Genomic DNA, 22,735 nt, shown 5'->3' on the forward strand with positions numbered 1-22,735 from the left:
AGAAAAGCCCGGACGGTGGTCCGGGCACATTTGTTAGTCGTTGTCGTGATGAATGACGGTTTTCTCTCGGCTGCCGTCCTCATTCTCTTTCTTAATGACCGTCGTTCTGTCACTTTCCCTATGCTCAGGCTCCCTGATGACCGTTGTGCGGTCCCGATCAACGGGTCGGTGCTCGTGAGACTCTCCGACTGTGACGCCTCCGCCGACCGGACCGGCCTGAACGCCGACACCGACTTCATCCGCGATTGCGGGTGTCGCGATTGCACTCACGATCGCCGCAGCAAACAAGTACTTGCGCATCCTATTCTCCTTCACTTCGTGAGTTGGAGAATGTCTGCGTGCGACAGTTCGTTCCAGAGCAAGGGGTGTCAAGCTGCTCATTGTTTACGCAAGTTCCCGTTGCGGGTGAGGCCTTGGATTTGGCGGAACGATTGAGGTTTATCAAACCGCAGGTCTCTTCCGAGCATTGGTTGCGCCGTCTCTCGGAGTGGCTGAGTGGCATCGGATCTGAAGTTCTGGATGGGCGGGGCAGCATCGCGATGATGGCCGCCGACGCCGACTTTCGCAACGCATGGACGGATGCCAACGAAGCAGGCTCACGGGGCACGCGTTTCGTCGCTAAGCGGATCGCCAAAAGGGCCTCCGGGTCGGGCCGAAGCTGCTGGCCGAGGTCGAGTACCGCGCGAAGTGGCGGAGAAGAAGGTCCGGCCACCCGATCTTCAAGGCCTGCGGGAAGATTTGTGACGGGTGCCTATGATCGCGGCAGGAAGCAAGCCGACTCAGCGCTCGTTGCGCATGTAGGGGCTACGCTCGCTGATCTCCCGGAGAGCGGGATCGTCATATAGATCGACGCCTGCGGGTGCCCCTTGCTTGCCAAACGCATCGAAGCCGGCGCGCTGCTCCCGAATGGCGAGCATGGAGAAGAACACAATCACCACCCCAGCGACGGCGATCAACATCGACCAGCTGCGCTTCATGTGCGCCTCCGTCGGGCGAGAGCTCGCCTACGATACCGTACCGGTGGTCCGTTTGCGATGCTCGTTTACGCTAAGGCCTATCGTCGGATCGGGTTGCTCCAAGAACCGCGTGCTGCGCCGCAAACGCAGGCCCCTCGGCTGCGCCGTGGGCAGCGGTCGAACTCCTGCGTTCCTGTTTTAATTTTACTTTTTGAAACGAAGCGACAAGCACGGCCGTTTACGGTGCGTAAAATGAAGAAGGAGGAGGAAGACAATGAATACCACGCCTGTGAGACTTCTTATTGCAACAAGCGCCGCTGCCGGTCTCCTGGCCCTCTCCGCCGCGAGCGCCTCGGCCGCCATCGCATGCCAGGGGGATTTTTGCTGGCGCATTCATTCGCGCTATCCCTACCCGCCGTCCCCGACCATCGTCATCCATCCTGATTATTGGAGGCCGCCGACTGCAACCATCGTTATTCACGAGCGCTGGCGTCCGGTCGAGCGCTTCACCCGAGAGTACATCGTTCGGGACTACGGCGGCTTCGACGATCCAGAATGGTAGTCAGGTCGCACATGGAAATGCGATCGCCCCAGGGGCACATAACGCTGGGCCGGTTTAATGATGGGCGGCGGAACAGCTTGCGCATTCGCGTGGGTTCCCGACTTGTGCCGCTCCCTCGGTCGGGAGCAAACCTTCCCGAACGGTTGGCAACCTCGGCTGCTGCACTGGGTTTTCAATTCGGACCGGGATGTCGTTCAGGCGCACAATGAATCCATGGCGCCGCCGGAATTGAGCCGCATGGCGGCCCATGTAGGCGCGAAGGGTCGTGGCGGGTGGGGCGCAACACCGGGAGTTTCTGATGTCCCGTCATTTGCGATCTTGCTTCGCCGGTTTGGCTCTTGTTGGAGGTCTTTCGGCGACACCTGCGGTCTCCGACCCGTTTGCCGACTTATTCAATGCCGCTCCTCGCGAGCCCGCAGCGACCTCTTTGGCGCAACCGCAATGCTTGCCGCGACCCGGCAACACGACCGCGGACGGGGCGCATTGGGTCTATCGGTTCGACGGTCACCGTAAATGCTGGTTCCTGACCGAGGGTGTCGCGAAGGTGAAGAAGATAGTTCGTCATCGCGGGGCCGAAGATCGCACCGCCAGTTTGGACGAGAAACTGCGCAGTCCAGGCACAGCGCGGTGGTTGATGCGCGCGCGGAGTTGCTGCGCTCCGCACCGGCCGAGCCGTCTCAGCCGCCTGCAGCCGAAATCAAGGTGGCTGATGCCGCTGCCGTGCTCGATATTGGCAACGCCATGACGTCAGCGCAGAGCCGGCGGCTTCCGCCTGAGCACTCCGTGCCGGGCCAAGTCGACGTTGAGCAGCTCCTCGCGCCCGCGCTCGCCGGCTCCCCTCCAGCTTTGCTAGTGGGCGCGCGCGTTGCAGACGCGCACGACGAGGCACGCAGCTGGACGGCAACTTGGTCAGGTATGCTGCTGATAATGCTTGGTGGCTTCTCAATCCTAAGCTCGAGCCGCAGGCTTCGGCGCGCGGTGAGATTACGCCAGTGAGGTAGCGCAATAGCTAGGCATTACGCGTGTCGCCGCGCGATCGATGAATTCCAGGTATAGCCGAATTGCCACACGTACAAAGGTTCCGCCCGCCCACACTTAGTTTGCCCACCGCCTTAGACGGACATTCGATTACGATGACGGTCCCCGTTGGGATCGGATTGCGGAATGCGGTACAAAGCATTCGTGGTGGACAGCAGCCGACAAGTGATCTGCGTGGCGAAGCTCGACTGCATTGACGAGCAGGCGGCGCGGCGTCGAGCCGAGCAAATGCATGCCGAGCACGACGTTGAGCTTTGGCAAGGGGATCGATTTGTTGCTGTGTTCCGAGGTGCAACGACGAACGACAATGACCGCGCGATCCTGAATAGACGGCCGGTCTCTCCGCCGAGTTGACATTCGAATATTGTGAGTCATGCCGGCCTGGCAGGCTGCCGACATGTCGCAGGGCCAAAGTCGCCGAGCATGCCCATAACACACCCCGTGTCTTCGGAACCGGGGTGCAGCTCAGGAATGGCTTTCGCGCTGAAAAACATTGAAGCGGTTGAACTTCGCGCAGCTGGGTTGGTCGAGAAGTCTCCAGACTCAGATATTGAACGATACCAGCATACTTGGTCTGGGCGAGCTTGAAGTCTAGCGCGAGAGCGCCGTCAGCCGCATGGCGGCAAGAGCGACTTCCTGATGTACTCGGAGGAAGCGGACACCTTCTACGAAGAAGAGGTAATGCTGGGAGCGTTGGACGAGAGTCACATATCCGCACCATCGAATATTGGGGTGTTGAGCGGCAGCGTCGTCCCGGGTCAGAACACAGAGCCGTAATTGTCGCAGAGAGAATCACGAGCCGTTTTTCAACGTGCTACGGGTCCTCAATCGTTCAGTGCCGATGATCGCAGTGCAGGTCGGAGCTTTTAAGCTGGACGAAAGCAACGTGGTTCTTCATGGCGTCACTGTGTTGGACGTTACCGGAGAGACCCCTGAAGCACATACTTCGGAGGAGGCTGAACGAACGGATCGGAAGTATTGGGAGAAGAAGCGCGACTTTGCTTCATTGGCCGTCATGGACAAGATTGCAACCGCCCTGAAGGCGGCTGGGCTCGAGGAACGCCTGTCATCCAACAAGCATCACGTAGCACTTGGATCAACGGGTAATAACTTCTGTTGGTTTCACCCTCGCAGAACGGTTGGTTTCTGCCATATCCAAGATGAGCTCTGGCCTGAGGATGAGCATCTTTCAAATCTTCAAAAGGCCCGCATTGATGCTTCGGCTAGGAGCACGGATCGCATATCCTTCAGCATAAGCAACAAGACGGTGGATGAAAGGATCGGACCAATCGTCGAATCGCTAAGGCGTGCGAAAAGGCGAAGTCGCTGACAATGGCGCCGCTAACCGCTTCATCGCTGGTATTGCGGGCAGTGCATGACTATTAGGATAGTTAGCCACTCTGCTGACCCATTCCTTTTAGGAGGGTCTCCGGCACTTCGTGGGGCACCGCGGTCGACCTGATGTTCGCTTTGCCGAGTTCGTCCAAAACGGCAGGAGCTATGCCCAGCGCCGACGACATAGCATGGCGCAACTCTCGTGCCTGGTCAGGCGCGTGCTGCGCCAGAGTAGTAATCTGAGCGGAGGCTTCCGTTAGCTCTCTAATCACTCGAGTATATTCCTGCGGAGGATCGGGAAGCGACTTCACCAAACTAAAGAACGGGTCGGACCGAATATAACGTGCCGCAACATCAAGGAAGGGTTTCATGCAGCGCTCTCGGTCGGCGTAGTAACGTGCCTCCCAATGAAGACTTTCATTGTCAACGGTTATGCTTTGAGCCGTCCAACTAACGTCCGTGGACGCAAAACGCTCGCTTGCACTCGCCTCGATTGACAAATCGACGTGGCCAACGACCCCCGGCAAGTCAAAGACCAGGTTCGAACTGAAATCGTCCTCTCCGACGCCATAGTTGATGAGGACGTCCTGCAGGGCTGACGTAGATGGCTGGGCTGCATGATCGGTCGCCACTGTCGCCTGAACCGTGATGGATCCCTGCACGTTTGGCTGGTCCAGTTGCGCCGGTGGATTCAGGTCGACCCCATTAACTCGCCATCGGTATATGGGAAGGCCAAATCCACGCACAGTCGCAACGCAAGTCACTTTCTTCGGAGCACTGTCGACAAACCACTTGTAGAGATCCTTTGGGCAGGTGAAGAATGGTGACGTCAACGCCACGCCTTCATTCACGTGGAACGGCTTTCCCTCGGGCTCGGGGTCAAGCGAGAGCTTTATCTCCCGCCGCAATCCCTCCAGGAGCGGAAATGGATTTTCAGTGGCGAGCTGGGGCGTGCTCCCCGGCCGGAAATATTTATTAATCAATTGCGAGAAGGCTGCGGCTGCGTCGTTTTTGCCTGTGAGGTTTTGATACGTTTGCGCAAGGCTGTCCCCTCCCGCCGCAATGATGTCTGGAATGGAGTGGTTCAGTTGGTTCTTGAGATAGTAGAGAAACAGCAGGGACAATCCGAAGCTGAGCGGATTCTTGTCGGTGTTCTCGGAGGCGTTGATCCACTGCGTGTCGCGGCTGGACTGTAACCAGCTGTTCACCCATGGCGTTGCGAAAAACAGTGAATACCCGGTACCGAAGCGCTCGCGGGCGCAAAGCAACGACAGGCCCTCGCCATCGCTCTTGCTCGCGTTCCAGGCGGCGTTTCCGTGCTGGTTGCGATAGCTAGCAAAAACCTCGACCAATTCAGCCACAAAAGACATGCAGCTGCTCTGACCCGCAGCAATCGCGTTGGCGTTTGCCGTCTGGTTGCCGATCTTGATGATCGTGTTGCTTCCCTTGTACCCGTTGTTGCTTGCCCCACCCGCTGCAAAGTCCGCAATGATCTGAACTGTGATGCGATTGTCGGGTCCAAACCCATCCGTGATTTTATACCAGCTAGCCAAGAGACCGAATTCAGCTTCACAGACTCCCAGGACTCGCTGAGCCCGCGAGATCGCGTTCGGATTGCCATCGGGGCCGAGCAGGGTTTCGTCGTACTGAATGTTGAAATGCGCAGTCTGTCCAAGCGTCTGCATCTCGGATGCTCCTGCAAAAATAAGCCCCATGGGACGAAAAGCACCACCAAGTATGCAGCAATCGGCCTGTTCGACGGGTAGCGATGCTACATCACTGGCTTCTTATCGCTACGTTACGCTAGACGGCGCTTTGCTTGTGAGAGCCAGTTCACAGTTTTGGCTGTTCGCGCATTATTAGATGCGCACGGGTAAATGAGCTCCGGATAAAGGAACTCGAAAAATCGGGTTCCTGTTGAACAGGTCGAGCGCATCGGCAGACCATGCGCGACTGGTTTAGGGTCGTTGCCCCAGGCTGAACATCTTCTTCGAGAGGGAAGGCCGAGAGCGGCGCACAGGACACGCAATTCGTTGCACTCTCCGACTCGGAAGCAGATCCAGGCAGGTATTTTCCTCTGAAAGCCTTGTTTGACACCGTCCCCTAGCGCGCAGCAACCAAAGACCTCAAGGACGAAGACGCGAAGCGCATTAATGAGATGCAATCCGTGTTTAAGGAAATGCGAGTGCCGGTGCAGTATTCGACGATCGAGGACCGCGCCACGGTTGCGACCATATTTGAGGGCGTGAATCGACAAGGTGTGGCGGTAGACACCCTGCAGCTTCTATCAGCCATGGACCGAGGTCGGCTTATCTCCTCAAGTCAGGCATAGCGGCCCTGCAAACGAAGTTCGGCGACGGGCCAGAAAGGAAAGTCTTTTCGCACCTCTCCGCCCTTCCTAATCTAGCAAGATCAAACTCGCGCCAAGTGCAACGCGGCCTCAACGCCGCCTTCCAGGATCTGGTCCGCCTGGACAGCGTCGGGGACGGCCCGCGCTAACTGGAGGGTGCCCACCATGAGGCCGAAGATGGCGGTCGCGCGGCGGCGGCTCGCTGCAGAATCGGCATCCGGAAGCAGTGCGGCCAGAGACGAAACGTAGCTTCGCAGCGCTTTCTCGTAGTCCTGCCGAGTGGACAGGGGCTGGCGGGCGATTTCCGGGAGCAACGCCGCCGAAGGGCACCCTTCCGCCGGGTCTTCGAGGTGAGCGCGGTTGAGGTATCTCCGGATCGCCCCCTCGAGGGCCAGGCCCCTCTGCTGATCTTCATCGAGCCGATGTTGCTGGTCTCCGAGCGCGCTCGCCAGCGCCTCGCGGACGAGCGCCTCCTTGGACTCGAAGTGCGGAGAGAAAGCCCCTTTGGTCAGGCCAGCCTCGCCCATGATCCCGGCGATCCCGGCGGCGGAGATGCCGTCTCGGCGCACGCACTTCGACGCTACATCGACGATGTGCCGCCGTGTCGCTGCTTTATGACCTTTCTCGAAACGCATCTTCTCTCCACTCTTCTAATATCCCGCAGCTCTACGCTGCAGCCGCCTCCAACAAGAATTGGAGCTCGCGATCAAGACAATGGGCTACTGCATCGACATTATCGCTGCGAAACTGGCCGAAACGGATGCTGGTCGGTCATATTCAAACGCGACACCGCCATCGTCATCCTCGCGCAATAGAACGCTGATGGGCGCATAGAGCCCGGCCGACAATTGGTGGCGGGTCATCTTGGATGCGGTGAGCGGATTTCCGATATCGAACTGGATGGATCGGCGCGTCAGCCCAGCAATAGCCAGGAGCGCTCCGTGGTCACGCTGACCGAAAATGGTGAGCGGCGGACATGCCTCCAACTCTCGAAACGCCCGCGTGCTTTCACCATATCGCCGGAGAGTGAAGATCCCGTCATCGATGCGGGGTGCCAAGGTCGCGAGCTTGGCACGAACGTCCTCGAAAGATTGTGTTGACCGGATGGTGACGTGCTCGACCGGAATGACACGCGTTGAGTACCGTGCATTGGCCATCTGTTGATCCTCTAATCGGTTGTGGTTGCTTGCAGGTAGTCCCTTCGCCACGCGAAAGGGCTACGGCGTTAGATCGCACGCGACTCTTCGTCCAAGATGCCTTCGATGCCGCGGGCAAGGTGCAGAAGCCCCCGGTCGCTCCCTAAGGAGGCGTCCAGCTCAAGGCCAATCGGCAGCCCAGCGCGAGACAAGCCAACAGGAAGGCTGATACCCGGCAGCCCCACGCTGCTCGCCGACACGGTGTGGTTCGCCAAAGCGAGGTAGCTGACTTCCTGCCCCGCGATATGGACCGTCGCCTGCTCCGCGATCAACGGCGCCGTGCAGGGCGTGGTCGGTTGCAGAATGACCTGCGCACCACGAGAGACGAACGCCGCGTTGAGGCGGCGCTGGATTTCCGGGCGGCTCACGTTGAGCGCTGTCTGGTAGGCCTCTGCCGAGGTAGCGCCCGCACCGCCTGGCAGTACGATGTGCCCCCACGCCTGGCGAAGCTGGGGCTTGAGGCTCTCGTAGATCGCCTCGAATGTGGTGGGAATGTCGTGGCGTCGAAGGAATTCCGAAATTGCGCCCATCGTCTCATGAGCGAAGATGCCCCATGTCGCGGTTTGGATGAGGGCATTGAAATCGTCGCCAAGGTCTACCTCAACGACCTCGGCGCCGGCGTCCTGCAGCCGCCGAACCACCTCGCGGAAGCGGCTCTCAACTTCCGAGTCCACCAGAGCCAGGAACTGTCGCGGCGCGAAGGCCAGTCTGGCTCCCTTCAGGTTGTAGCCGCCGTCGGAGAACTCCGCAGCCTGTTCACCAGTCACGACCTGATCGACCAATATGCAGTCCGCGACGCTTCGGGCGAATGCGCCCGTCGTGTCGAGCGTATGGGAGATCGGCGCAACGCCCTTGCGCGGCCAACGCCCGGTGGTCGGCTTGAATCCCACGACGCCACAGAACGATGCGGGCACCCGGATCGACCCGACGGTGTCACCGCCCAGGGACGCGGGAACGAGGCCGGCGGCCACGGAAGCGGCGGAGCCGCTCGAGGAGCCGCCCGACACGCGATCTCGTGCGCGCGGATTCTTCACTTGGCCGTAACGTGCGTTGTGACCGGTCAAGCCGTAGGACATCTCGACGAGGTTGTTCTTGCCCAAGACCAAAGCGCCCGCGCTCTTAATGGCGCGGACGGCGTCGGCATCTTCGCGCGGCACGAAACAAGCGAGACCTTCGACGCCCAGGCTGGTAGGCAGCCCTTTCGTCAAATAGCTGTCCTTCACCCCGAGGGGCACGCCAAGGAGCGGAGCCGCCCAGCCGGCCGCATGCGCCTTGTCCGCGTCCCTCGCGGCCTCGAGCACAGCGGCCCCGTCGATGGTGATGAAGGCGTTCAGTTCGGCAAGCGTTCGGGCGCGCTGCAGAAGCGCAGTAGTGTAGGCTTCCGACGTGATGTCGCCGTTGCGAACCGCTGCTGCAGCGGCTGCGAGCCCAAGCGAGGTCAGATCTGTAGTGTCTCTCGATGCAACCTGGCGTGAAGTGGCGGTCGTGTCGTCCATGAAATCCTCGCAAAGAGCTGTTAGGCGGCATCCCGCTGCCGCCAAACAGCGGCTCAGCTCAATGCCATTACGGTCATAATATGAAATTACGATCGTACTTCAATGGTGATTTTCGCGTCCATGCTCTGTTGCGGGACACGTGTTCGTGAGGTGCCGATGACACCGTTGATCGATCGGAGCAATCAAGCGGTCGACGAATGACCATCAGTGACGCACGGCCTGAACGCACCCTCTATTCGCGCTTTCAACCCCCGGCGCGATTGCTGGCCTACGTCATACCGAAGCAGGGGCGGCGTTTGTCGGGCCGAGTAGATGACTTCTGCATTGGGTCAAAGGCGGCGGTCGGACCCGGACTTGGGACGACTTCCGCTCTACCTCTCGCTCCAGACATGTCACTGCGGTGTGCCAACCGACGTGATGGGCGATCACCGGACATTTCGACCGCGATCCTCATCGTCGACTCCCTTGGCACCTGCACCCAAATGCGTAGACTAGCCCCGAACGAGCCAGGAGAGAGCTTTGGCGATCGAGCGGCCAAACCGACGGCTGACGACGATCCTCGCGGCTGATGCAGTCGGCTACAGTCGGCTTGTGGGAATTGACGAGGAAGGCACGCTCGATCGCCTCCGGACGGTCCGCAATGACCTCATCGATCCTATGATCGCCGCCCATCGCGGGCGTATCGTCAAAACTAATGGGGATGGCTTGCTGGCCGAGTTCGCCTCGGTTGTGGATGCAGTTCGTTCGGCGATCGCTATGCAACAGGCCATGGCCGAGAGCAATTCTGGCCTCGTACAGGATAGGCGCATTGAGTTCCGCATCGGAATCAATCTCGGTGACGTGGTCGTGGAGGACGATGGCGACCTCATGGGCGACGGCGTCAATGTGGCGGCGCGATTGGAGGGCACTGCCGACCCTGGTGGTATTTGCCTTTCTACTGCAGTCTATGACCAGGTGCGTGGCAAAATGGATATCACCGCGCAAGATCGCGGTCGGCAGCAGCTAAAGAACATCGCCGAGCTGGTGCAGATCTATTCGATTTCACCCGCGCAACCCGCAGCAGCAGCGCCGCACACGACCGTCGCACCGCGACTCTCTATCGTTGTCTTGCCCTTCGTCAATCTCGATGGCAGCAGCGAGCAGGACTACTTCGTCGACGGTGTCACTGAAAGCCTCACAACCGACCTGTCGCGTATTCCTGGCGCCTTTGTCATAGCTCGCAACACTGCCTCACTTTCAAAGGCAAGCCAGTGGACGTCCGGGTGATCGGGCGAGAACTTGGTGTGCGCTACGTGATGGAAGCCAGCGTGCAGGGTGGCGGGGACCGCATTCGCGTCAACGCGCAGCTCATCGACACGGAAACCGGCGCACACCTCTGGGCCGAGCGCTTCGACAAGCCGCGCGCCGATATCTTCGACATGCAGGACGAAATCACCACGCGCCTCGCCCGGACCGTGGGTGTCGAGCTCGCTGCCGCAGAGGGTCGCCGGGCCGAACGCGAACGACCGAACAATATGGATGCCGGGGACTTGGCCATGCGCGGCTGGGCAATCCTCAACCAACCCTTGTCGCTGCGCCGCGACCGCGCCGCGTGTGACCTGTTCGACGCGGCGCTCCGGTTGGACGATCGCAACGTCGAGGCGTTGGTCGGTCTTGCTTTCTATCATGGCAACGACCTTCGCACCTTCGCCTCGACCAATCGGGACGAACAGCTACGTATCGCCCACATGGCCATCACTGAGGCACTGAGGCTTGCTCCCTCCAACGCTTTAGCCCATTTCGTTCACGCCAATCTCCTCCATGTCTCAGGCGCGACGGAACGCGCGCTGCGCGAACTTCAGTTCGCTATTGCGCTCGATCGTAATCTAGCTTGGGCCCATGCTGATGCAGGCTTTTTGAAGGTTCTACTGGGGCGCGCTGAAGAGGCAGAAGCTGACCTCACAAACGCGATCCGGCTTAGCCCGCGGGACCCCGGGCTCGATCGCTGGTATGCCCTACTTGGTATCGCCGACCTATTCCTCGGCAGGCTTAACTCAGCGTTGGACCGTCTGCGCAACTCGGTCGAAATGAATCCGAACGTCGCGATGGCTCACTTTTTTCTGGCCGCGGCCTTCGCGCTGAGCGGCCGCGCTGCCGAGGGCAGGGAGGCGCGGAATGCCGGCCTCGAGCTGGACCCGCACTTTACTGTTGCAAGATTTCGGAACGAGCGACGCAGTGAAAACCCGACCTTCCTGGCCCAGCGCGAGCGCATCTACGAGGGCCTAAGCTTGGCAGGCGTGCCAGCGGGCAATTAGAGTTTGTACGGGCACGTGGCTAAGTAGTTCCCGGAAATCAGCACTTTCCTAGCAGGCGGTCGCCCAGCGGCACAAGTTGCCTGCTAACGTCAACAGCGTCGAACTGCTGGCCGCCGTGGCCGGTCTCGCCTCACTTCCCGACACGGCCGACGCCATCGCGATCTACGCCTTCAGGCCATCAGCGGACTTGCATGCGGGAACAAAGAGGACGGCCATTGAGGTGTGTCTACTTTCCGCCCCTTAAGACACGAAACCGGGGGATTGCCAATTTGTCAGGCGGGCCGCGAACCGCGGTCAGGGCTGTATCGCTCCGCTAAGCGCGCTTGCAGTTGGGGCAGACGAAAAGGTGGGCGATTATCGGTTCTAGAGTATCTCGCACCAGATCCGAGCGAAACCATCTCATGGTGGTGCGGCAATTCGCACAGCCCGGGTGTTCGAACTGCCCAAGTGCTTTCTTTTGCCGGTCCATGCCCGCTCCCCATTGTTCGGGAAACAGTAGCAAGGCAGACCCAATCGCGACGTATCAAACGATACACAACGGCAAATTAGCGCGCCAACCTTGCTTAGGACCTGCGCTGTGCCAACTGACGCGACACGCCAGAAGCGGCGGTCCGGCGCTCGCATACGGCAGGTTCTACGAGGACCTAGCCCACCCGCGCGCAACTCTCCCCTGCTACGATCGGATCCCAACTCCGCAACATATCGGGACGCGCACACGGCCATCTGGCGAGCTCGCAGTGGCTAGTCGGCGTCGCACGTTAGCTTCGTGATTGCGGAAAGACACCACCCGTAAATTTCCCAAGTGTTGGCACCAGTCTCACTGGTACGCAGAGCGGCAGGTTGTGAGCGCCGCACAATGAAAACACCGAAGCCGAAGCAATGGCCCAGCGCGAGCTCCAGCAATTGTTTAGTGGCGCGGGCAGGAGCTGGTGTATCGAAGATTGCCGCCGAACTGGGCCGCCACGCCGGATCAGTGAGGCGAATGGCGCGAATGATGGGGATATTGTTGAAGAAGTAGCCGCGGCGCCTCGCCGGCGGCGGATCAGCTCGAAAGACCAAAAAGCGCGCGACGCGACACATCTCGCCTTTGGGCAGCGCGAAAGCTTTTGCCACCTCGCGTATGCAATCTTACGGCCATTGTGCATCCGCCATCTTTGGCATCTACTTCAGATTGAATTCGATGACGAACTGATTTTCAGTCGAGGTCCCCATGAGCGTCAAAGCCACGATGGCGACGATCCTCCAGAACCAACTGACGTTACACGGCGTGCATTCACTGACGCCATCGGACTGCGAGCAGATCTTGATCGGCTGATCGAGCAGCTCAGAGAGCTGGAGCTTAGCTTAGCTGCGCGAGAAGCAGGAGCCGTAGCGCCCCGCAAATTTTTACCGCCAGCGAGAAATTCTGCAGGCGAATGCCTGTCTGCGCGGCGCGTGAATCCTCCGGCAAATGTCTGCTGCGGGTCAGAGGTGGCGGTAGGCCACTCAGTGGGACGACTTTCGCTCTACCTCTCGCTTCAGAAATGTCGCTGCTTCGCCGACCAGCGCAATGGACCCACGAGCGGAAGGCCGTAACTGCGTTAATCCAGGGTGTTTGAACGAACGGCTCATCGATATCGGCGGCGCCGCAACATTAATCGCAAGCGTCGTCTCCCGAAGGCGATGCTTGCCAAAGACAAGGCTCTGCCTGCGGCCCCGACTCATCCGTTCCGCCCGGAGGAACGATTGCATCAGTTCCGCTTTAGTCGTTCCGCACCTTCAAGAATTTGATGGCGGCTTGCGATATCCGGCCGCCGATCGAAGGACCCGGTCAATGCGCATCCTTCTCGTCGGCGGCACGGGGCTTGTTGGATCGGCGATCCACGACAGGCTGTCCACCGAGGGGCATGAATGCGTATTGGTGTCGCGCCATCCGGGCGCGGCGCCTGCTCAACACGTCACCCTCGATGTTGCAAGGACCACCGACGCTGCGAAATGGAAGGGCATTGTTGCCGGCCTCGATGCCGTCATCAATGCGGCGGGTGCCCTGCAGGGTCAGGACATGCAAGGGGTTCACGTCGCCGGCAGCGCAGCTCTTTATACGGCGTGCGAAAGCGCGGGCGTCCGCCGTGTCATACTGTTCTCGGCGATCGGCATCGACCGCGATGCGCCCACTGATTTTTCTCGTACCAAGCGGGAAGGCGAAGCAGCCTTGATGGCGCGCGACCTCGATTGGGTCGTCTTGCGGCCTTCCGTGGTGGTGGGCCGGCCCGCCTATGGGGGCAGCGCGCTGTTGCGAGGGCTGGCATCACTCCCGGTTCTACCCGTCATGCCGGACACGGCAGCTATTCAGCCCGTATATCTCGACGATGTGGTAGAAACGGTTCTGTTCTTCCTGCAACCCGGGGCTCCTTCGCGCATCGCACTTGATCTAGCCGGTCCACGGCAGATCGCCTTCAGCGACGCGGTGGCGCTGTTTCGCGCATGGCTACGCTGGAGGCCCGCCTACCGCCTGCACCTGCGTGGTTGGGTGGCTTCGGGCGCTTACCTCGCGGGAGACCTGGCCCAGATGCTGGGTTGGGGAACGCCCATCAGTTCGACGGCAAAGGCGGAAATGCGGCGCGGCGCGACCGGCGATCCCGAGCCCTGGCGTCAGCTTACCGGCTTGAGGCCGCGCGATCTTGAAGGCGCGCTCGCACGCGAGCCCGGGTCCGTGCAGGAACGCTGGTTTGCCCGGCTATATGCGCTCAAGCCGCTGATATTCGGCGTCTTCGGCCTGTTCTGGATCGTCACAGGCATCATCTCCCTCGGCCCTGGCTGGGAAATTGGAATGTCGTTGCTACGGGAAGGCAGGATGCCGGAAAAATTCGCTTCTCTCACCGTCATCGCCGGCGCGCTCGCCGACATCGGTATCGGCGTCGCGATTCTTTGGCGGCCTCTGAGCCGTTACGGGCTCTGGGCAGCACTGATCATCTCGCTAACCTACGTCGTGATCGGCACGGCGCTGGTGCCGCGGCTGTGGGCCGATCCGCTTGGGCCAATGCTGAAGATCTGGCCGGTGCTGATGCTCAATCTGGTTGCCATGGCGATCCGGGAGGATCGCTGATGTTCTATTTCCTTCTCAAGATGGTGCACATCATCGGTGCTGCCGTCCTGCTCGGTACGGGGGCTGGCATCGCCTTTTTCATGCTGGTGGCGCATCTGCGCGGTGACCCGCGCGAGATCGCAGGGGTTGCGCGGACGGTAGTACTGGCCGACTTCCTGTTTACGGCAAGTGCCGTGGTCCTGCAGCCGATCACCGGCACATGGCTCGCTTGGTCGAGCGGATATTCCCTTCGCGATGGGTGGATTGCGGCGTCCATCGCACTCTACCTGGTGACCGGCGCCTGCTGGCTCCCGGTGGTGTGGATGCAGATGCAAATGCGCGATCTTGCCGTCGGTGCGATAGAGACCAACGTCAAGCTGCCTGCCCGGTATTACCAACTCTTTCGATGGTGGTTCGCCTTCGGATTTCCGGCGTTCGCAGCCGTGCTGGTGATCTTCTGGCTGATGATCGCCCGCCCGCCCATTCCATACTGGGATTGGTAAACGGTCTTCAGCAGAGGCTGACGCGCTCCACCAATCAGGAACGCATCCTGGGCCTGGGGCTGTCCGGATCGAGGAGTGATGTTCGAGAACAGGCCACTACGGGCGGCCGGTGCCGTCCGCCTTCGGACACTCTTGAGCCACACCCGGACACCGTTCTGCTCGCAGAGGCCGCCGCCTGCTTAAATGGTCGCAGGCGGCGGCTTCCAGCCCCGGGAGGGAAAATTGCAAAATCCCGATACCATGTGTCAGCACATACTGTGCCAAGGTTCATTGTGCCGGGGCGGGACACCGGAGCCGGTTCGCTACGGCCCGGCAGGCACTGCCGCCCGGACTCTCCTGTTTTTCGGGTTTGTCTCGATAAACGTGACTCCCAACTCCTCGCCATCCACCCAGGCAAGCTCGCGGCGACGATAGGCCAACCGTACTGAGGAGAGCACCAGGAGGAATCCCTTGAGGGGAAGTCCTTGGACTGAACCCTCGACCATCAGCTTCGCTCCAGTGTCTGAGACATCCTTGAGCGTACAGGCGCGCCGCCATGTCCCATCTATCGCTATCATGTTGGCAGTGACAGGCCTCTCGAACGACACTCGGTGCGTTGCTCTCTTGTCAGGGATAATTGGGCTCGCTCCATATCTGGGAGCGAAGACGCGAGAGATGTCAGTTCCTGTCGCGAGGCGACCATCGTGGAACTCGCGATGGTGCAATCTCTTCCGTGCTCTTTGGCGGTGTAGAGGGCTATGTCGGCGTTGCGCGTCAGCCTTAGTTCATCTGCCGTCGCATCGCTCTTCGCAGCGATGCCAACACTGATCGTCACATATTGTCGTTGTGCTCCAGGATGGTAGATGTGCAATCGGGTGACCAGCAACCGGATTGCGTCAGCAACTTTGACTGGTCTCTCCTCGCTTACACCCGGCAGGACCACCGCGAACTCCTCGCCGCCGTATCGCGCTGAGAGCCCTCCGGTGTTTGCCGTCCACTTCCAATCACTTCGGAGATGCGTCGAAGGCAAGCATCGCCGGCCTGGTGACCGAAAGCGTCGTTGAATCCTTTGAAGTGATCGATGTCCATCAAGAGCACAGAAAGCACTTGATCTTGGGCATAGGCTTCGCGAAGGATGCATCGAAGCTGCGTCTGTTCGCCAGCCCGGTAAGCCCGTCAGGCGTCGCAAGCTGCCCCAGCTTCAGGTTGGCTGAAGATAGCTCATCCTCAACGGCCTTTTGCTTGGAAACGTCGAGAAGAACGCCGACAAGTTCCAGGTCATCGCCCGGCGAGTGTTCGGCGATCTTGAAATTGGCCTCGAGCCAGATCATCACGTCGTCGCCGCGCCGCATGCGAAAGCGAACCGAAACGAGAAGCGGTCGCGCCCTTCAACTCCCGGCTTGCCGCCAAAGACCCTTTCGCGATCATCCTCGTGAACTACGTCGAGACACAAACGTCCCAGGAAGTCGGTTTCAGTTTTCCCCAGCACGGTGACTAAGGGGGACACGTAGCGCAGGTACCCCTTCCTATCCATCACGATGACAATATCGGCGATGTTGTCCGCCAGCAGCCTGACCCTCGCCTCTCGATCTCGAAGGGCCCGTTCAAGCCCGGTCCGAAACCGTAGTCGGCTGCTCGGGAGCGCGGCTATTCGAACCCGAGGTCGCGAGGATCTAACGCATCCACGCACACATCGACCGCGCTAATAGAATTGCTCTCATCGACCCAATCATCGAGGCATTCCGGCGACAGCGGCATCTGCTGGCGATCCGCACCTTGAACGAAGCCCCGCATGAAAGTATCGTGTCTCACTTAAGAGGTGCAGTCCAGTAGAGCCGAATGAGTACTCGGGCATAAAGTAGCCGAAAACGCTGCCATTTGCGTGGCGGATGCCCTCCTTTGCTCATGTCGTCGACTTGATGTTCCCATCTCGTTTGCACCGATCGCGCCCTGGGCGCGCGTGCCGTCCGCCATGAATATGCGACTACGCGTGTTTTCGAGGAGTAGCAGCCACATGAAGCAACATACCTTCGAAGCATTTTCCACCACCGCGATCTACTGGACACCGCTTGTGCTTATGGGCACCGCAACGCCGCCAAGAGATCCCGATGAAGACGAGGAGGACGAAGTCGACGAAGAGGAAGATGACGCTGACGAACCGCCGGTCCTGCGCGAGCCGGACGACGACTAGACTAGCGTGTTCGGCAGCGAGGGGTATAATATTTGTCATGGGCTGGCATGCGAATGACATAGCGCTCCTCAATAGGCTCTGGTCCGCAGGACAGAGCGCGGCGCAGATAGCGCGTCGTCTCGGGTGCAGTCGTAACGCGGTCTGCGGCATGCTGACCCGTCTGGGCCTGAAGCGCGGCCACAAGCCGCCCACAGCAACGCCCAAGATAAGGCCGTCCCCGAAGCTGAGGCCGACGTCGTCGGCAGCCTGCGCTCGTCCAGTCGCACGGAAGGTGTCGCGGAACACAGCGGAGAGGCAACAGCCCAAGGAATTCAGCAAGCAGCAGCTCTACTCCATGCTGGCTGAGGCCGTCAGAAACACTGACTAAGAGCTCACCACCAACGTCGTTGCGCTCCTCGCTTCAGCTATCGTACACGAACCGACGCACGCAAGTCCGTCCGACGAACTGCGTCCGTAAAGACCATAGCCTTGTTGCAGCTGCACAGATCGGCAGCTAGTTGGCTTCTTGTTTCGCCATTCCGCTCAACGCCAGGTTTCTATTGTTCTGGAAGCTCAGGATGCCAGATACTCGGACCTTTTACTGAAGCAGTGCCTTCGCCGCCGCGATCTGCTCCCGAGATCGGCGGAGCATCTCTCGTGTCATTCGGCTTGCCTCGTTAACATGGCCTGTGCACTGCTATTGCGACTGTACCGAAAGACTGCCTCGATTTAGGAGCCGAATTTAGTGGGTTGGATCGCCAATTTGCTCCGTCGGCCGGATGTCGGCCTGCGGCCTGGGAACGGCGCACAAGTAGACCTAGAACCGCTATCCGAGCGCGGCGGCCGATGGCTGAAGTACAACCTGTTTCGCTTCCCGGGCGCGGTGTGGTCTGGCAAGCGCGGTTGCGTGGAGCTGGCAGAGGGCGACGTGATCGCGCTGCATCTCGTGGTTGAGCGGCTGAAAGAGGCCGGGGTTCGGGTGCGGTTCTACGGGCGGCTTCGGCGCTGGGACGGCACGTCACCGGTCTGGACGTTGCTGGCACGCGGGAAGCAATGATCCGGCGACTGTCGCAGCGACACCGGCACCGCGCACGCTGCGGCCGGCCCTGCTCTTGGGCATTTTCTGCGTAATAAACAAGGCAGGTTTTAACTCGTCCTGCACTGCCCAATGCTGCTACCCTCAAACGTTTCCCAGTGTCACTTCATCTAGCTTGTTGTCGTCTACATGGGGCGCGAGGGCCCAGTCGCCTGCGGCCGCGCGCTACACCATCGGTTTCGGCGGCGAGCTTCATCGCCGGCACTGCCTCGCGCTCACGTCGTACTCGATGTCCATCGCACGCAATTATGGTCTCGGGTCGTAAACGATCACGCGTCGATGCAGAAATATGGAGCCCGGCCACGCACAGGTTTGACACTGGTCTAAGGGTCGGGAAATCGCTCCTCTCTCATCGAGAGAAGGTTACGCACTGAAGTCTTTTGGATATGTCTTGGGCAACTTGAAAACAAAGGTCTTGGCCTTGGGAAGAATATTGGTCGGTGTTGTCGAGGACAACAACAATGCCTTTGCGACCCTGTTTCCAGCAGTCCATAAGCCGCGTCGCGCAGTATATGTAATCTTCTTTCCACTGACTGATAAGGTCGGTTACCTGTATGTTGTATGTTGTATGTTGCAGAGGCGGGGTCGAGTCCCGCAAGAGTTTGTTTTTTGCTAGCCCAAACGGTCCTGGAATAGCTGTTCAAGTAGTGTTTCCCGGTCTGCCTCCATCAAAGAGTCCGTGTCGAAGCTCTTGATGATCCCATGCAAACAGAATCATCGATAAGAGAGTGTTCTTCCGGCGTGGTCAGCAAATCGACAATAGCAATAATCTCGACTGCCGAATTATCAACCTGTCGCACGATCGGATGGTGAGGCTCCGCAAAAGGGACAATCTCGACCAGGAATTGACAACGATCTCGTGGCGATCGCAGATCAGCGTGATTGTCCTGCCTGTCGCTGGAACGCGTAGATGGGATTCAGACCGCAATATGCGAGGGTGCCGGATGCAGTGGCCATGCATTGATCGTAGGTTGAGAACTGGCAGTTGCCAGGATATCCCCAGGTACGTCCCTGCAGGCAATAAACGTCCTGCCGAGCTGGGGGGATGTACGAACGAGCCCGCGGAGCGGCGGTCGAAGGTGATCCAAAGCAGACGAGCATGGGAAGTGCAAGCACAGCAATATAAAGAAGGTTGCGCATGATCTAGCCTCCGTGAAGTCTTGAGAGGATAGAGAGTGTAGAATTGACGCTTTGATCTTGGTCAATGGCAAAACGCTTAGTAGACGGTTTGACCGATCGGTTTCAAAGTAAGTCTAAGCGTCAGGCACTCGGGTTTTGGAGCAGCTTTCCTGCGAGTTTTGCGGATGGAATGCATTTTTTAAGCGCGGTGGGGGTTCGTGCGTTTGAAAAACCTAGGAGAATAGGCCGATCCGAGCTTGGGAACTCCGCGCGCGGCAATAGCCGGTTTGGGACAGCCGCAAACCTGCGCACTTATCAAGCCCAGATCGGCGGACTATCGCTACCTCAATTTGTGCCGCTGAGTGTGCAGGGAAGCTTCGGCGGGCTCAAGCTCGTCTAGGCTCTCGTGATCGGTCTGATCAGGCGCAGTTGGGAATTGGCATATTCCTCGCGCTCGCGCGTGAAGTGCTTTTGGTGCGCTTTGAAGCTCTCGACCCGCTTCTTGATCTCTTCACGTTCGCTGCCGTCATACTCTGACGCGCTCAGGTCACCCCGCTCGACGGCTTCCTTCGGCAGAGACCCGGGCAGCTGGTTCTCTAGCTTCAGCGATTTGGTAAATGCCATCGTTTCCGCGACCAGTGCGTCAAGTTCGTTCTTCCAATCGTGCATTAACGCCCCCATGCGGCACTGCTGTGCTGGCCAGCTAATTCATCATAATCCGAGCTGCGGCTATAAGCACCGAAGCCGTCGCATGTAGGCCAGTCCCAAATCGGGTTATTGCTGAAAAAGGCCGCCGACAATATTGGCGGCGGCCTTCCCGGGTTCAAAATGCCTATCGTGAAAAAATGCGGTCCAGCCCCGGTGCCAGCGACCCTACACACAAAACGTCTCTCTTCATAGTTCCGCCGTTCAGAAACCTTTACGCGCGCCGATCCGGGTTTGCTCGAAAGGGGGAGGCGTCCGGAAGAGATCACTGCCGCCTTGTTTCCAATCATGTGCAATCGGCCCGGACCTGTTTCGGCGTGGCTTGCATCAAAGCGCGTAACGGTGTTGCCTCGACGAGGTCAGCTATATCACGAGGACTGCAAGTGCCATGGTTTGGATGAATGGCGCTGTGAGCCCGGCGGCCATACATCGTGAACTGGACATTCGGGTTAGCGAGGGTTCTAAATGCCAGATTGTGTGATCGTTCGGGCCCACGGGAGGCAATTGGATGTCTTGCGCGAAGAGGCATCGCGCATTGCACGGGCTGCCAAAATCGACTGGTCGATTGAGCGCGCCGATGAGGGGGCACATTTTTGCTTCGAGAATGTCGAGGCGAAAAAGGCGTTCGTCACCATCTGCAAGCACTTTGATATGCCGCACCGAGACGCTTAGAAACCAAGTTCGCGTGCGATGAGTCAAGCCACTCCAGAACTCTGCGCCCCACGCGTAGAGCTCGGTCGCATACCGAATCCATCTTGATCGGGACTTCCAGAAAAGCGGCATGAGCCCAGGATCAAGCATCGTACGGGCGGGGATGGCAAATCTGCTCATTGTCTTCATGACATGAGCCAACCAGGTTCGCCCTTACTTGCTGCTGCAACGTCTCACGAAGCGGATGTGACCGTGTTGTCGCCCCGAGCACCTGATAGATCGGCGCTCGTCGAACGCTGAGGTGGAATTGCAATGCGATGAGCCGATGGGCGCTTGATGATGACGGTGCCTGGACGTGCGTGGTACCTTCGCAAAGGCAACCATCAGCGAGCCAACGAGCTTCCCTTCGTCGACTGAAGTCGTCCCCTGCCTCGGGTTGTCACCGCGCCAATATCCATGGCGGCCTTTAAACGAGCTCCGTCCAACCGTCCCCTGAGCGCTGCAAATCGGCTGGACAGTTTGGTCAATTCCTCAACGCCAAGCTCACCGAACACAAATTGATCGAGTTCCTTCTGTTGTGCAGCGACGTTCGCGAGGCGCTTACAAGCCTTGTCCGTCAGTGACATGTGGACGACCCGACCATCCCTGATACAGGGCTTGCGCCGCAGAAATCCGGCTTTCTCCAGCGCCTTGGAATTTATTGTAATGAACGACGGGTCAACTTTCAGCAATTTTGCCACCGTGCTGACTGCAACATCCCCCTCGCTCGCCAAGTCTGTCACTGCCATCAAGATTGTCAATTGTGGTCCAGTGATGCCGATTGCCTTGGCCCGGACTTGAAGAAAATCCTCCAGACAGATGTTGAGGGATCGGACCTCCAACGTTAATCGCCGCACCAGCAGCTGAGTGTCAGCAGAGTCGTTCCCGACTTGCGTTGCTGGCTTGGTCAAATGCGGCGCCACCGGATGTTAGGCCCTATCCTCAGAGCTCGTTCGCACTGACAAGATTTCAACAGAGGATCTCTGCTCGTTGCAGCGATCCTGTGCAAGCATCACGCGCTCACCTGCGCCCACGATTTAAGAACGATTACTAGTGATTCGGATTACTGGTGTTTCGAGGAGAATCTCGGCCCGCCGTTGGCGGACGCGCCTAGCTGAGTTGCGAATGCTAGCAATCTCACCGAAGTGCACGTTCAAAGGAAGATCTCGATCCGTAGTCTCGCGCAGCGGCGCGGCGTTTCGTCCGCTTCGATAGCGCCAATTCGAAGGTCTGTTGCCGGATCCGGGGCAACGGCTTCGAAATGGCTTCCATACTGAGCAGCTTTGGGGCGCAACCTCGCACAGGCGCTGCGGTGAAATTCATCGAAATTGATGGCCTGAACGAGGGATTCAAGCGCATTGCGCTGTCGCGTCTCGGTCGCAGTTGCCGTCCACGAGCGCGTGTTACTCGACGGGTTATGCGACTTCACACTTTGCAGCCTGGTCGCCCCTTATAGGTTCAGTCGAGATCCAAAAATTCAACCGTGGAGCTCTTGGAGTAGTGTTAGTTGTCCTGCTCTAATGTACTCATTGAGCATATTTGACGCTGCTGAAATCGAACCCGGCCTCTCGGCCGGGTTTCTCAGGCTCCATATGTGCTCAAATTGAGCTTATTTAATATCTGCTGGAGGCTTCATGCCGATCTCTGGACTTTACGGCCCCGACAACTTTGCCAACCGGCCGCAGGGCCAAACCACCGCTGCGCCGCGTTCCGTCCCAGCGGGCTCGAGGCCCGCATTGCCGATGCCTTCACTGGAATGGACGCCAGAGGTCGAGCGCGCCACCGCGCCGCTTTACGAGCGCGTCAAACATGTGATCCCGCCGATCGAATGGCCGCTGCTGGCGCCGACCATCAAGGCGATCAACGAGGTGAAGCGGGCCCGGGGCGCGGTGATCCTCGCGCACAATTACCAGACGCCGGAGATCTTCCACTGCGTCGCCGACCTCGGCGGTGATTCGCTCCAGCTCGCGGTCGAAGCCAGCAGGGTGAAGGCCGGCATCATCGTCCAGTGCGGCGTGCACTTCATGGCGGAGACGTCGAAACTGCTCAATCCGGACAAGATGGTGCTGATTCCTGATACTCGCGCCGGCTGCTCGCTCGCTGCCAGCATCACCGGCGCCGACGTCCGCCTGCTCCGCGAAAAATTCCCCGGCGTGCCTGTCGTTGCCTATGTCAACACCTC

At 59.3% G+C, this 22,735-nt stretch carries 26 protein-coding genes and 2 pseudogenes; 12 read left to right on the top strand and 16 right to left on the bottom strand.

What is annotated here, in order from left to right:
* Positions 1 to 33: 33 nt before the first annotated feature.
* Positions 34 to 300, bottom strand: a complete 267-nt coding sequence (locus tag IVB36_RS32155) for a hypothetical protein (RefSeq protein ID WP_247351119.1) — start codon at positions 298 to 300, stop codon at positions 34 to 36.
* Positions 301 to 779: 479 nt separating this feature from the next.
* Positions 780 to 977 (bottom strand): hypothetical protein, encoded by a 198-nt coding sequence (locus IVB36_RS32160; RefSeq protein ID WP_247300081.1) that lies wholly within the window; start codon positions 975 to 977, stop codon positions 780 to 782.
* Positions 978 to 1,230: 253 nt separating this feature from the next.
* Between IVB36_RS32160 and IVB36_RS32165 the strand changes: the two genes are divergently transcribed.
* The 3 genes from IVB36_RS32165 to IVB36_RS32175 all read left to right on the top strand — a co-directional run bounded on the left by IVB36_RS32165 (position 1,231) and on the right by IVB36_RS32175 (position 3,886).
* Entirely contained in the window at positions 1,231 to 1,518 is a 288-nt protein-coding gene (locus IVB36_RS32165; RefSeq protein ID WP_247370437.1) for a hypothetical protein, read from the top strand.
* A gap of 1,164 nt (positions 1,519 to 2,682) precedes the next feature.
* The gene (locus IVB36_RS32170; RefSeq protein WP_247394294.1) at positions 2,683 to 2,910 is read left to right on the top strand and encodes a hypothetical protein; all 228 of its coding nucleotides are present in this window, start codon (positions 2,683 to 2,685) and stop codon (positions 2,908 to 2,910) included.
* A gap of 481 nt (positions 2,911 to 3,391) precedes the next feature.
* Positions 3,392 to 3,886 (top strand): hypothetical protein, encoded by a 495-nt coding sequence (locus IVB36_RS32175; RefSeq protein WP_247394296.1) that lies wholly within the window; start codon positions 3,392 to 3,394, stop codon positions 3,884 to 3,886.
* A 61-nt stretch (positions 3,887 to 3,947) separates the two neighbouring features.
* Here IVB36_RS32175 and IVB36_RS32180 read toward each other — a convergent pair whose 3' ends face one another.
* The 4 genes from IVB36_RS32180 to IVB36_RS32195 all read right to left on the bottom strand — a co-directional run bounded on the left by IVB36_RS32180 (position 3,948) and on the right by IVB36_RS32195 (position 8,933).
* The gene (locus IVB36_RS32180; protein WP_247394298.1) at positions 3,948 to 5,576 is read right to left on the bottom strand and encodes a hypothetical protein; all 1,629 of its coding nucleotides are present in this window, start codon (positions 5,574 to 5,576) and stop codon (positions 3,948 to 3,950) included.
* 727 nt (positions 5,577 to 6,303) lie between these two features.
* Positions 6,304 to 6,876: a TetR/AcrR family transcriptional regulator gene (locus IVB36_RS32185; protein ID WP_247394300.1), complete on the bottom strand. Its 573-nt coding sequence runs from the start codon at positions 6,874 to 6,876 to the stop codon at positions 6,304 to 6,306.
* 84 nt (positions 6,877 to 6,960) lie between these two features.
* The gene (locus IVB36_RS32190) at positions 6,961 to 7,398 is read right to left on the bottom strand and encodes a DUF302 domain-containing protein (RefSeq protein WP_247394301.1); all 438 of its coding nucleotides are present in this window, start codon (positions 7,396 to 7,398) and stop codon (positions 6,961 to 6,963) included.
* A gap of 68 nt (positions 7,399 to 7,466) precedes the next feature.
* Entirely contained in the window at positions 7,467 to 8,933 is a 1,467-nt protein-coding gene (locus tag IVB36_RS32195) for an amidase family protein (protein ID WP_247394303.1), read from the bottom strand.
* A 519-nt stretch (positions 8,934 to 9,452) separates the two neighbouring features.
* On the opposite strand from IVB36_RS32195, the gene IVB36_RS32200 reads away from it, so the two are divergent.
* Positions 9,453 to 10,199, top strand: coding sequence for an adenylate/guanylate cyclase domain-containing protein (locus IVB36_RS32200; protein WP_247394305.1), 747 nt, complete (start codon positions 9,453 to 9,455; stop codon positions 10,197 to 10,199).
* 17 nt (positions 10,200 to 10,216) lie between these two features.
* Positions 10,217 to 11,227, top strand: coding sequence for an adenylate cyclase (locus IVB36_RS32205; protein WP_247394307.1), 1,011 nt, complete (start codon positions 10,217 to 10,219; stop codon positions 11,225 to 11,227).
* Positions 11,228 to 11,968: 741 nt separating this feature from the next.
* On the opposite strand, the gene IVB36_RS32210 is transcribed toward IVB36_RS32205, so the two are convergent.
* Positions 11,969 to 12,340 (bottom strand): hypothetical protein, encoded by a 372-nt coding sequence (locus IVB36_RS32210; protein ID WP_247394309.1) that lies wholly within the window; start codon positions 12,338 to 12,340, stop codon positions 11,969 to 11,971.
* Between the two features lie 700 nt (positions 12,341 to 13,040).
* On the opposite strand from IVB36_RS32210, the gene IVB36_RS32215 reads away from it, so the two are divergent.
* Both IVB36_RS32215 and IVB36_RS32220 read left to right on the top strand, forming a co-directional pair.
* Positions 13,041 to 14,312 (top strand): SDR family oxidoreductase, encoded by a 1,272-nt coding sequence (locus IVB36_RS32215; RefSeq protein ID WP_247394311.1) that lies wholly within the window; start codon positions 13,041 to 13,043, stop codon positions 14,310 to 14,312.
* Positions 14,312 to 14,794, top strand: coding sequence for a DUF2269 domain-containing protein (locus IVB36_RS32220; RefSeq protein ID WP_247394314.1), 483 nt, complete (start codon positions 14,312 to 14,314; stop codon positions 14,792 to 14,794). Before IVB36_RS32215 ends, IVB36_RS32220 begins: the two co-directional genes overlap by 1 nt.
* Before the next feature lie 302 nt (positions 14,795 to 15,096).
* Here IVB36_RS32220 and IVB36_RS32225 read toward each other — a convergent pair whose 3' ends face one another.
* The 6 genes and pseudogenes from IVB36_RS32225 to IVB36_RS32245 all read right to left on the bottom strand — a co-directional run.
* On the bottom strand, positions 15,097 to 15,351 hold the full coding sequence (locus IVB36_RS32225) for a PilZ domain-containing protein (RefSeq protein ID WP_247394330.1): 255 nt from the start codon (positions 15,349 to 15,351) through the stop codon (positions 15,097 to 15,099).
* Positions 15,348 to 15,803 (bottom strand): diguanylate cyclase, encoded by a 456-nt coding sequence (locus IVB36_RS32230; protein WP_256467279.1) that lies wholly within the window; start codon positions 15,801 to 15,803, stop codon positions 15,348 to 15,350. The genes IVB36_RS32225 and IVB36_RS32230 overlap by 4 nt, the downstream gene beginning before the upstream one ends.
* A gap of 20 nt (positions 15,804 to 15,823) precedes the next feature.
* A pseudogene (locus tag IVB36_RS40210) lies at positions 15,824 to 15,880 on the bottom strand (hypothetical protein); the annotation flags it as partial.
* The gene (locus IVB36_RS32235; protein ID WP_247394316.1) at positions 15,862 to 16,125 is read right to left on the bottom strand and encodes a hypothetical protein; all 264 of its coding nucleotides are present in this window, start codon (positions 16,123 to 16,125) and stop codon (positions 15,862 to 15,864) included. The pseudogene IVB36_RS40210 and the gene IVB36_RS32235, both read right to left, overlap by 19 nt.
* Entirely contained in the window at positions 16,104 to 16,463 is a 360-nt protein-coding gene (locus tag IVB36_RS32240) for a PAS domain-containing protein (protein ID WP_346731072.1), read from the bottom strand. Before IVB36_RS32240 ends, IVB36_RS32235 begins: the two co-directional genes overlap by 22 nt.
* A pseudogene (locus tag IVB36_RS32245) lies at positions 16,424 to 16,567 on the bottom strand (IS5/IS1182 family transposase); the annotation flags it as partial. The pseudogene IVB36_RS32245 and the gene IVB36_RS32240, both read right to left, overlap by 40 nt.
* A 220-nt stretch (positions 16,568 to 16,787) precedes the next feature.
* Here IVB36_RS32245 and IVB36_RS32250 point away from each other — a divergent pair.
* From IVB36_RS32250 to IVB36_RS32260, 3 genes are all read left to right on the top strand, one after another.
* Positions 16,788 to 16,964 (top strand): hypothetical protein, encoded by a 177-nt coding sequence (locus IVB36_RS32250; RefSeq protein ID WP_247394317.1) that lies wholly within the window; start codon positions 16,788 to 16,790, stop codon positions 16,962 to 16,964.
* Between the two features lie 37 nt (positions 16,965 to 17,001).
* Entirely contained in the window at positions 17,002 to 17,331 is a 330-nt protein-coding gene (locus IVB36_RS32255; RefSeq protein ID WP_247282304.1) for a GcrA family cell cycle regulator, read from the top strand.
* A 357-nt stretch (positions 17,332 to 17,688) separates the two neighbouring features.
* Entirely contained in the window at positions 17,689 to 18,000 is a 312-nt protein-coding gene (locus IVB36_RS32260) for a hypothetical protein (protein ID WP_247394319.1), read from the top strand.
* Positions 18,001 to 18,912: 912 nt separating this feature from the next.
* Here IVB36_RS32260 and IVB36_RS32265 read toward each other — a convergent pair.
* Positions 18,913 to 19,179, bottom strand: coding sequence for a DUF3551 domain-containing protein (locus IVB36_RS32265; protein WP_083926480.1), 267 nt, complete (start codon positions 19,177 to 19,179; stop codon positions 18,913 to 18,915).
* Between the two features lie 375 nt (positions 19,180 to 19,554).
* Positions 19,555 to 19,827, bottom strand: coding sequence for a hypothetical protein (locus tag IVB36_RS32270; protein ID WP_247394321.1), 273 nt, complete (start codon positions 19,825 to 19,827; stop codon positions 19,555 to 19,557).
* Positions 19,828 to 20,367: 540 nt separating this feature from the next.
* Here IVB36_RS32270 and IVB36_RS32275 point away from each other — a divergent pair.
* Positions 20,368 to 20,535 (top strand): hypothetical protein, encoded by a 168-nt coding sequence (locus tag IVB36_RS32275; protein WP_247394323.1) that lies wholly within the window; start codon positions 20,368 to 20,370, stop codon positions 20,533 to 20,535.
* Positions 20,536 to 20,897: 362 nt separating this feature from the next.
* On the opposite strand, the gene IVB36_RS32280 is transcribed toward IVB36_RS32275, so the two are convergent.
* Positions 20,898 to 21,464 (bottom strand): MarR family transcriptional regulator, encoded by a 567-nt coding sequence (locus IVB36_RS32280; RefSeq protein ID WP_247394325.1) that lies wholly within the window; start codon positions 21,462 to 21,464, stop codon positions 20,898 to 20,900.
* A 723-nt stretch (positions 21,465 to 22,187) separates the two neighbouring features.
* Here IVB36_RS32280 and nadA point away from each other — a divergent pair.
* Positions 22,188 to 22,735: quinolinate synthase NadA (nadA, locus tag IVB36_RS32285; protein WP_247394327.1), on the top strand; the 548-nt coding region annotated here is incomplete at its 3' end.

It is taken from the genome of Bradyrhizobium sp. 35, assembly GCF_023073215.1.
GTDB classification, from domain to species: Bacteria; Pseudomonadota; Alphaproteobacteria; order Rhizobiales; family Xanthobacteraceae; genus Bradyrhizobium; species Bradyrhizobium canariense_D.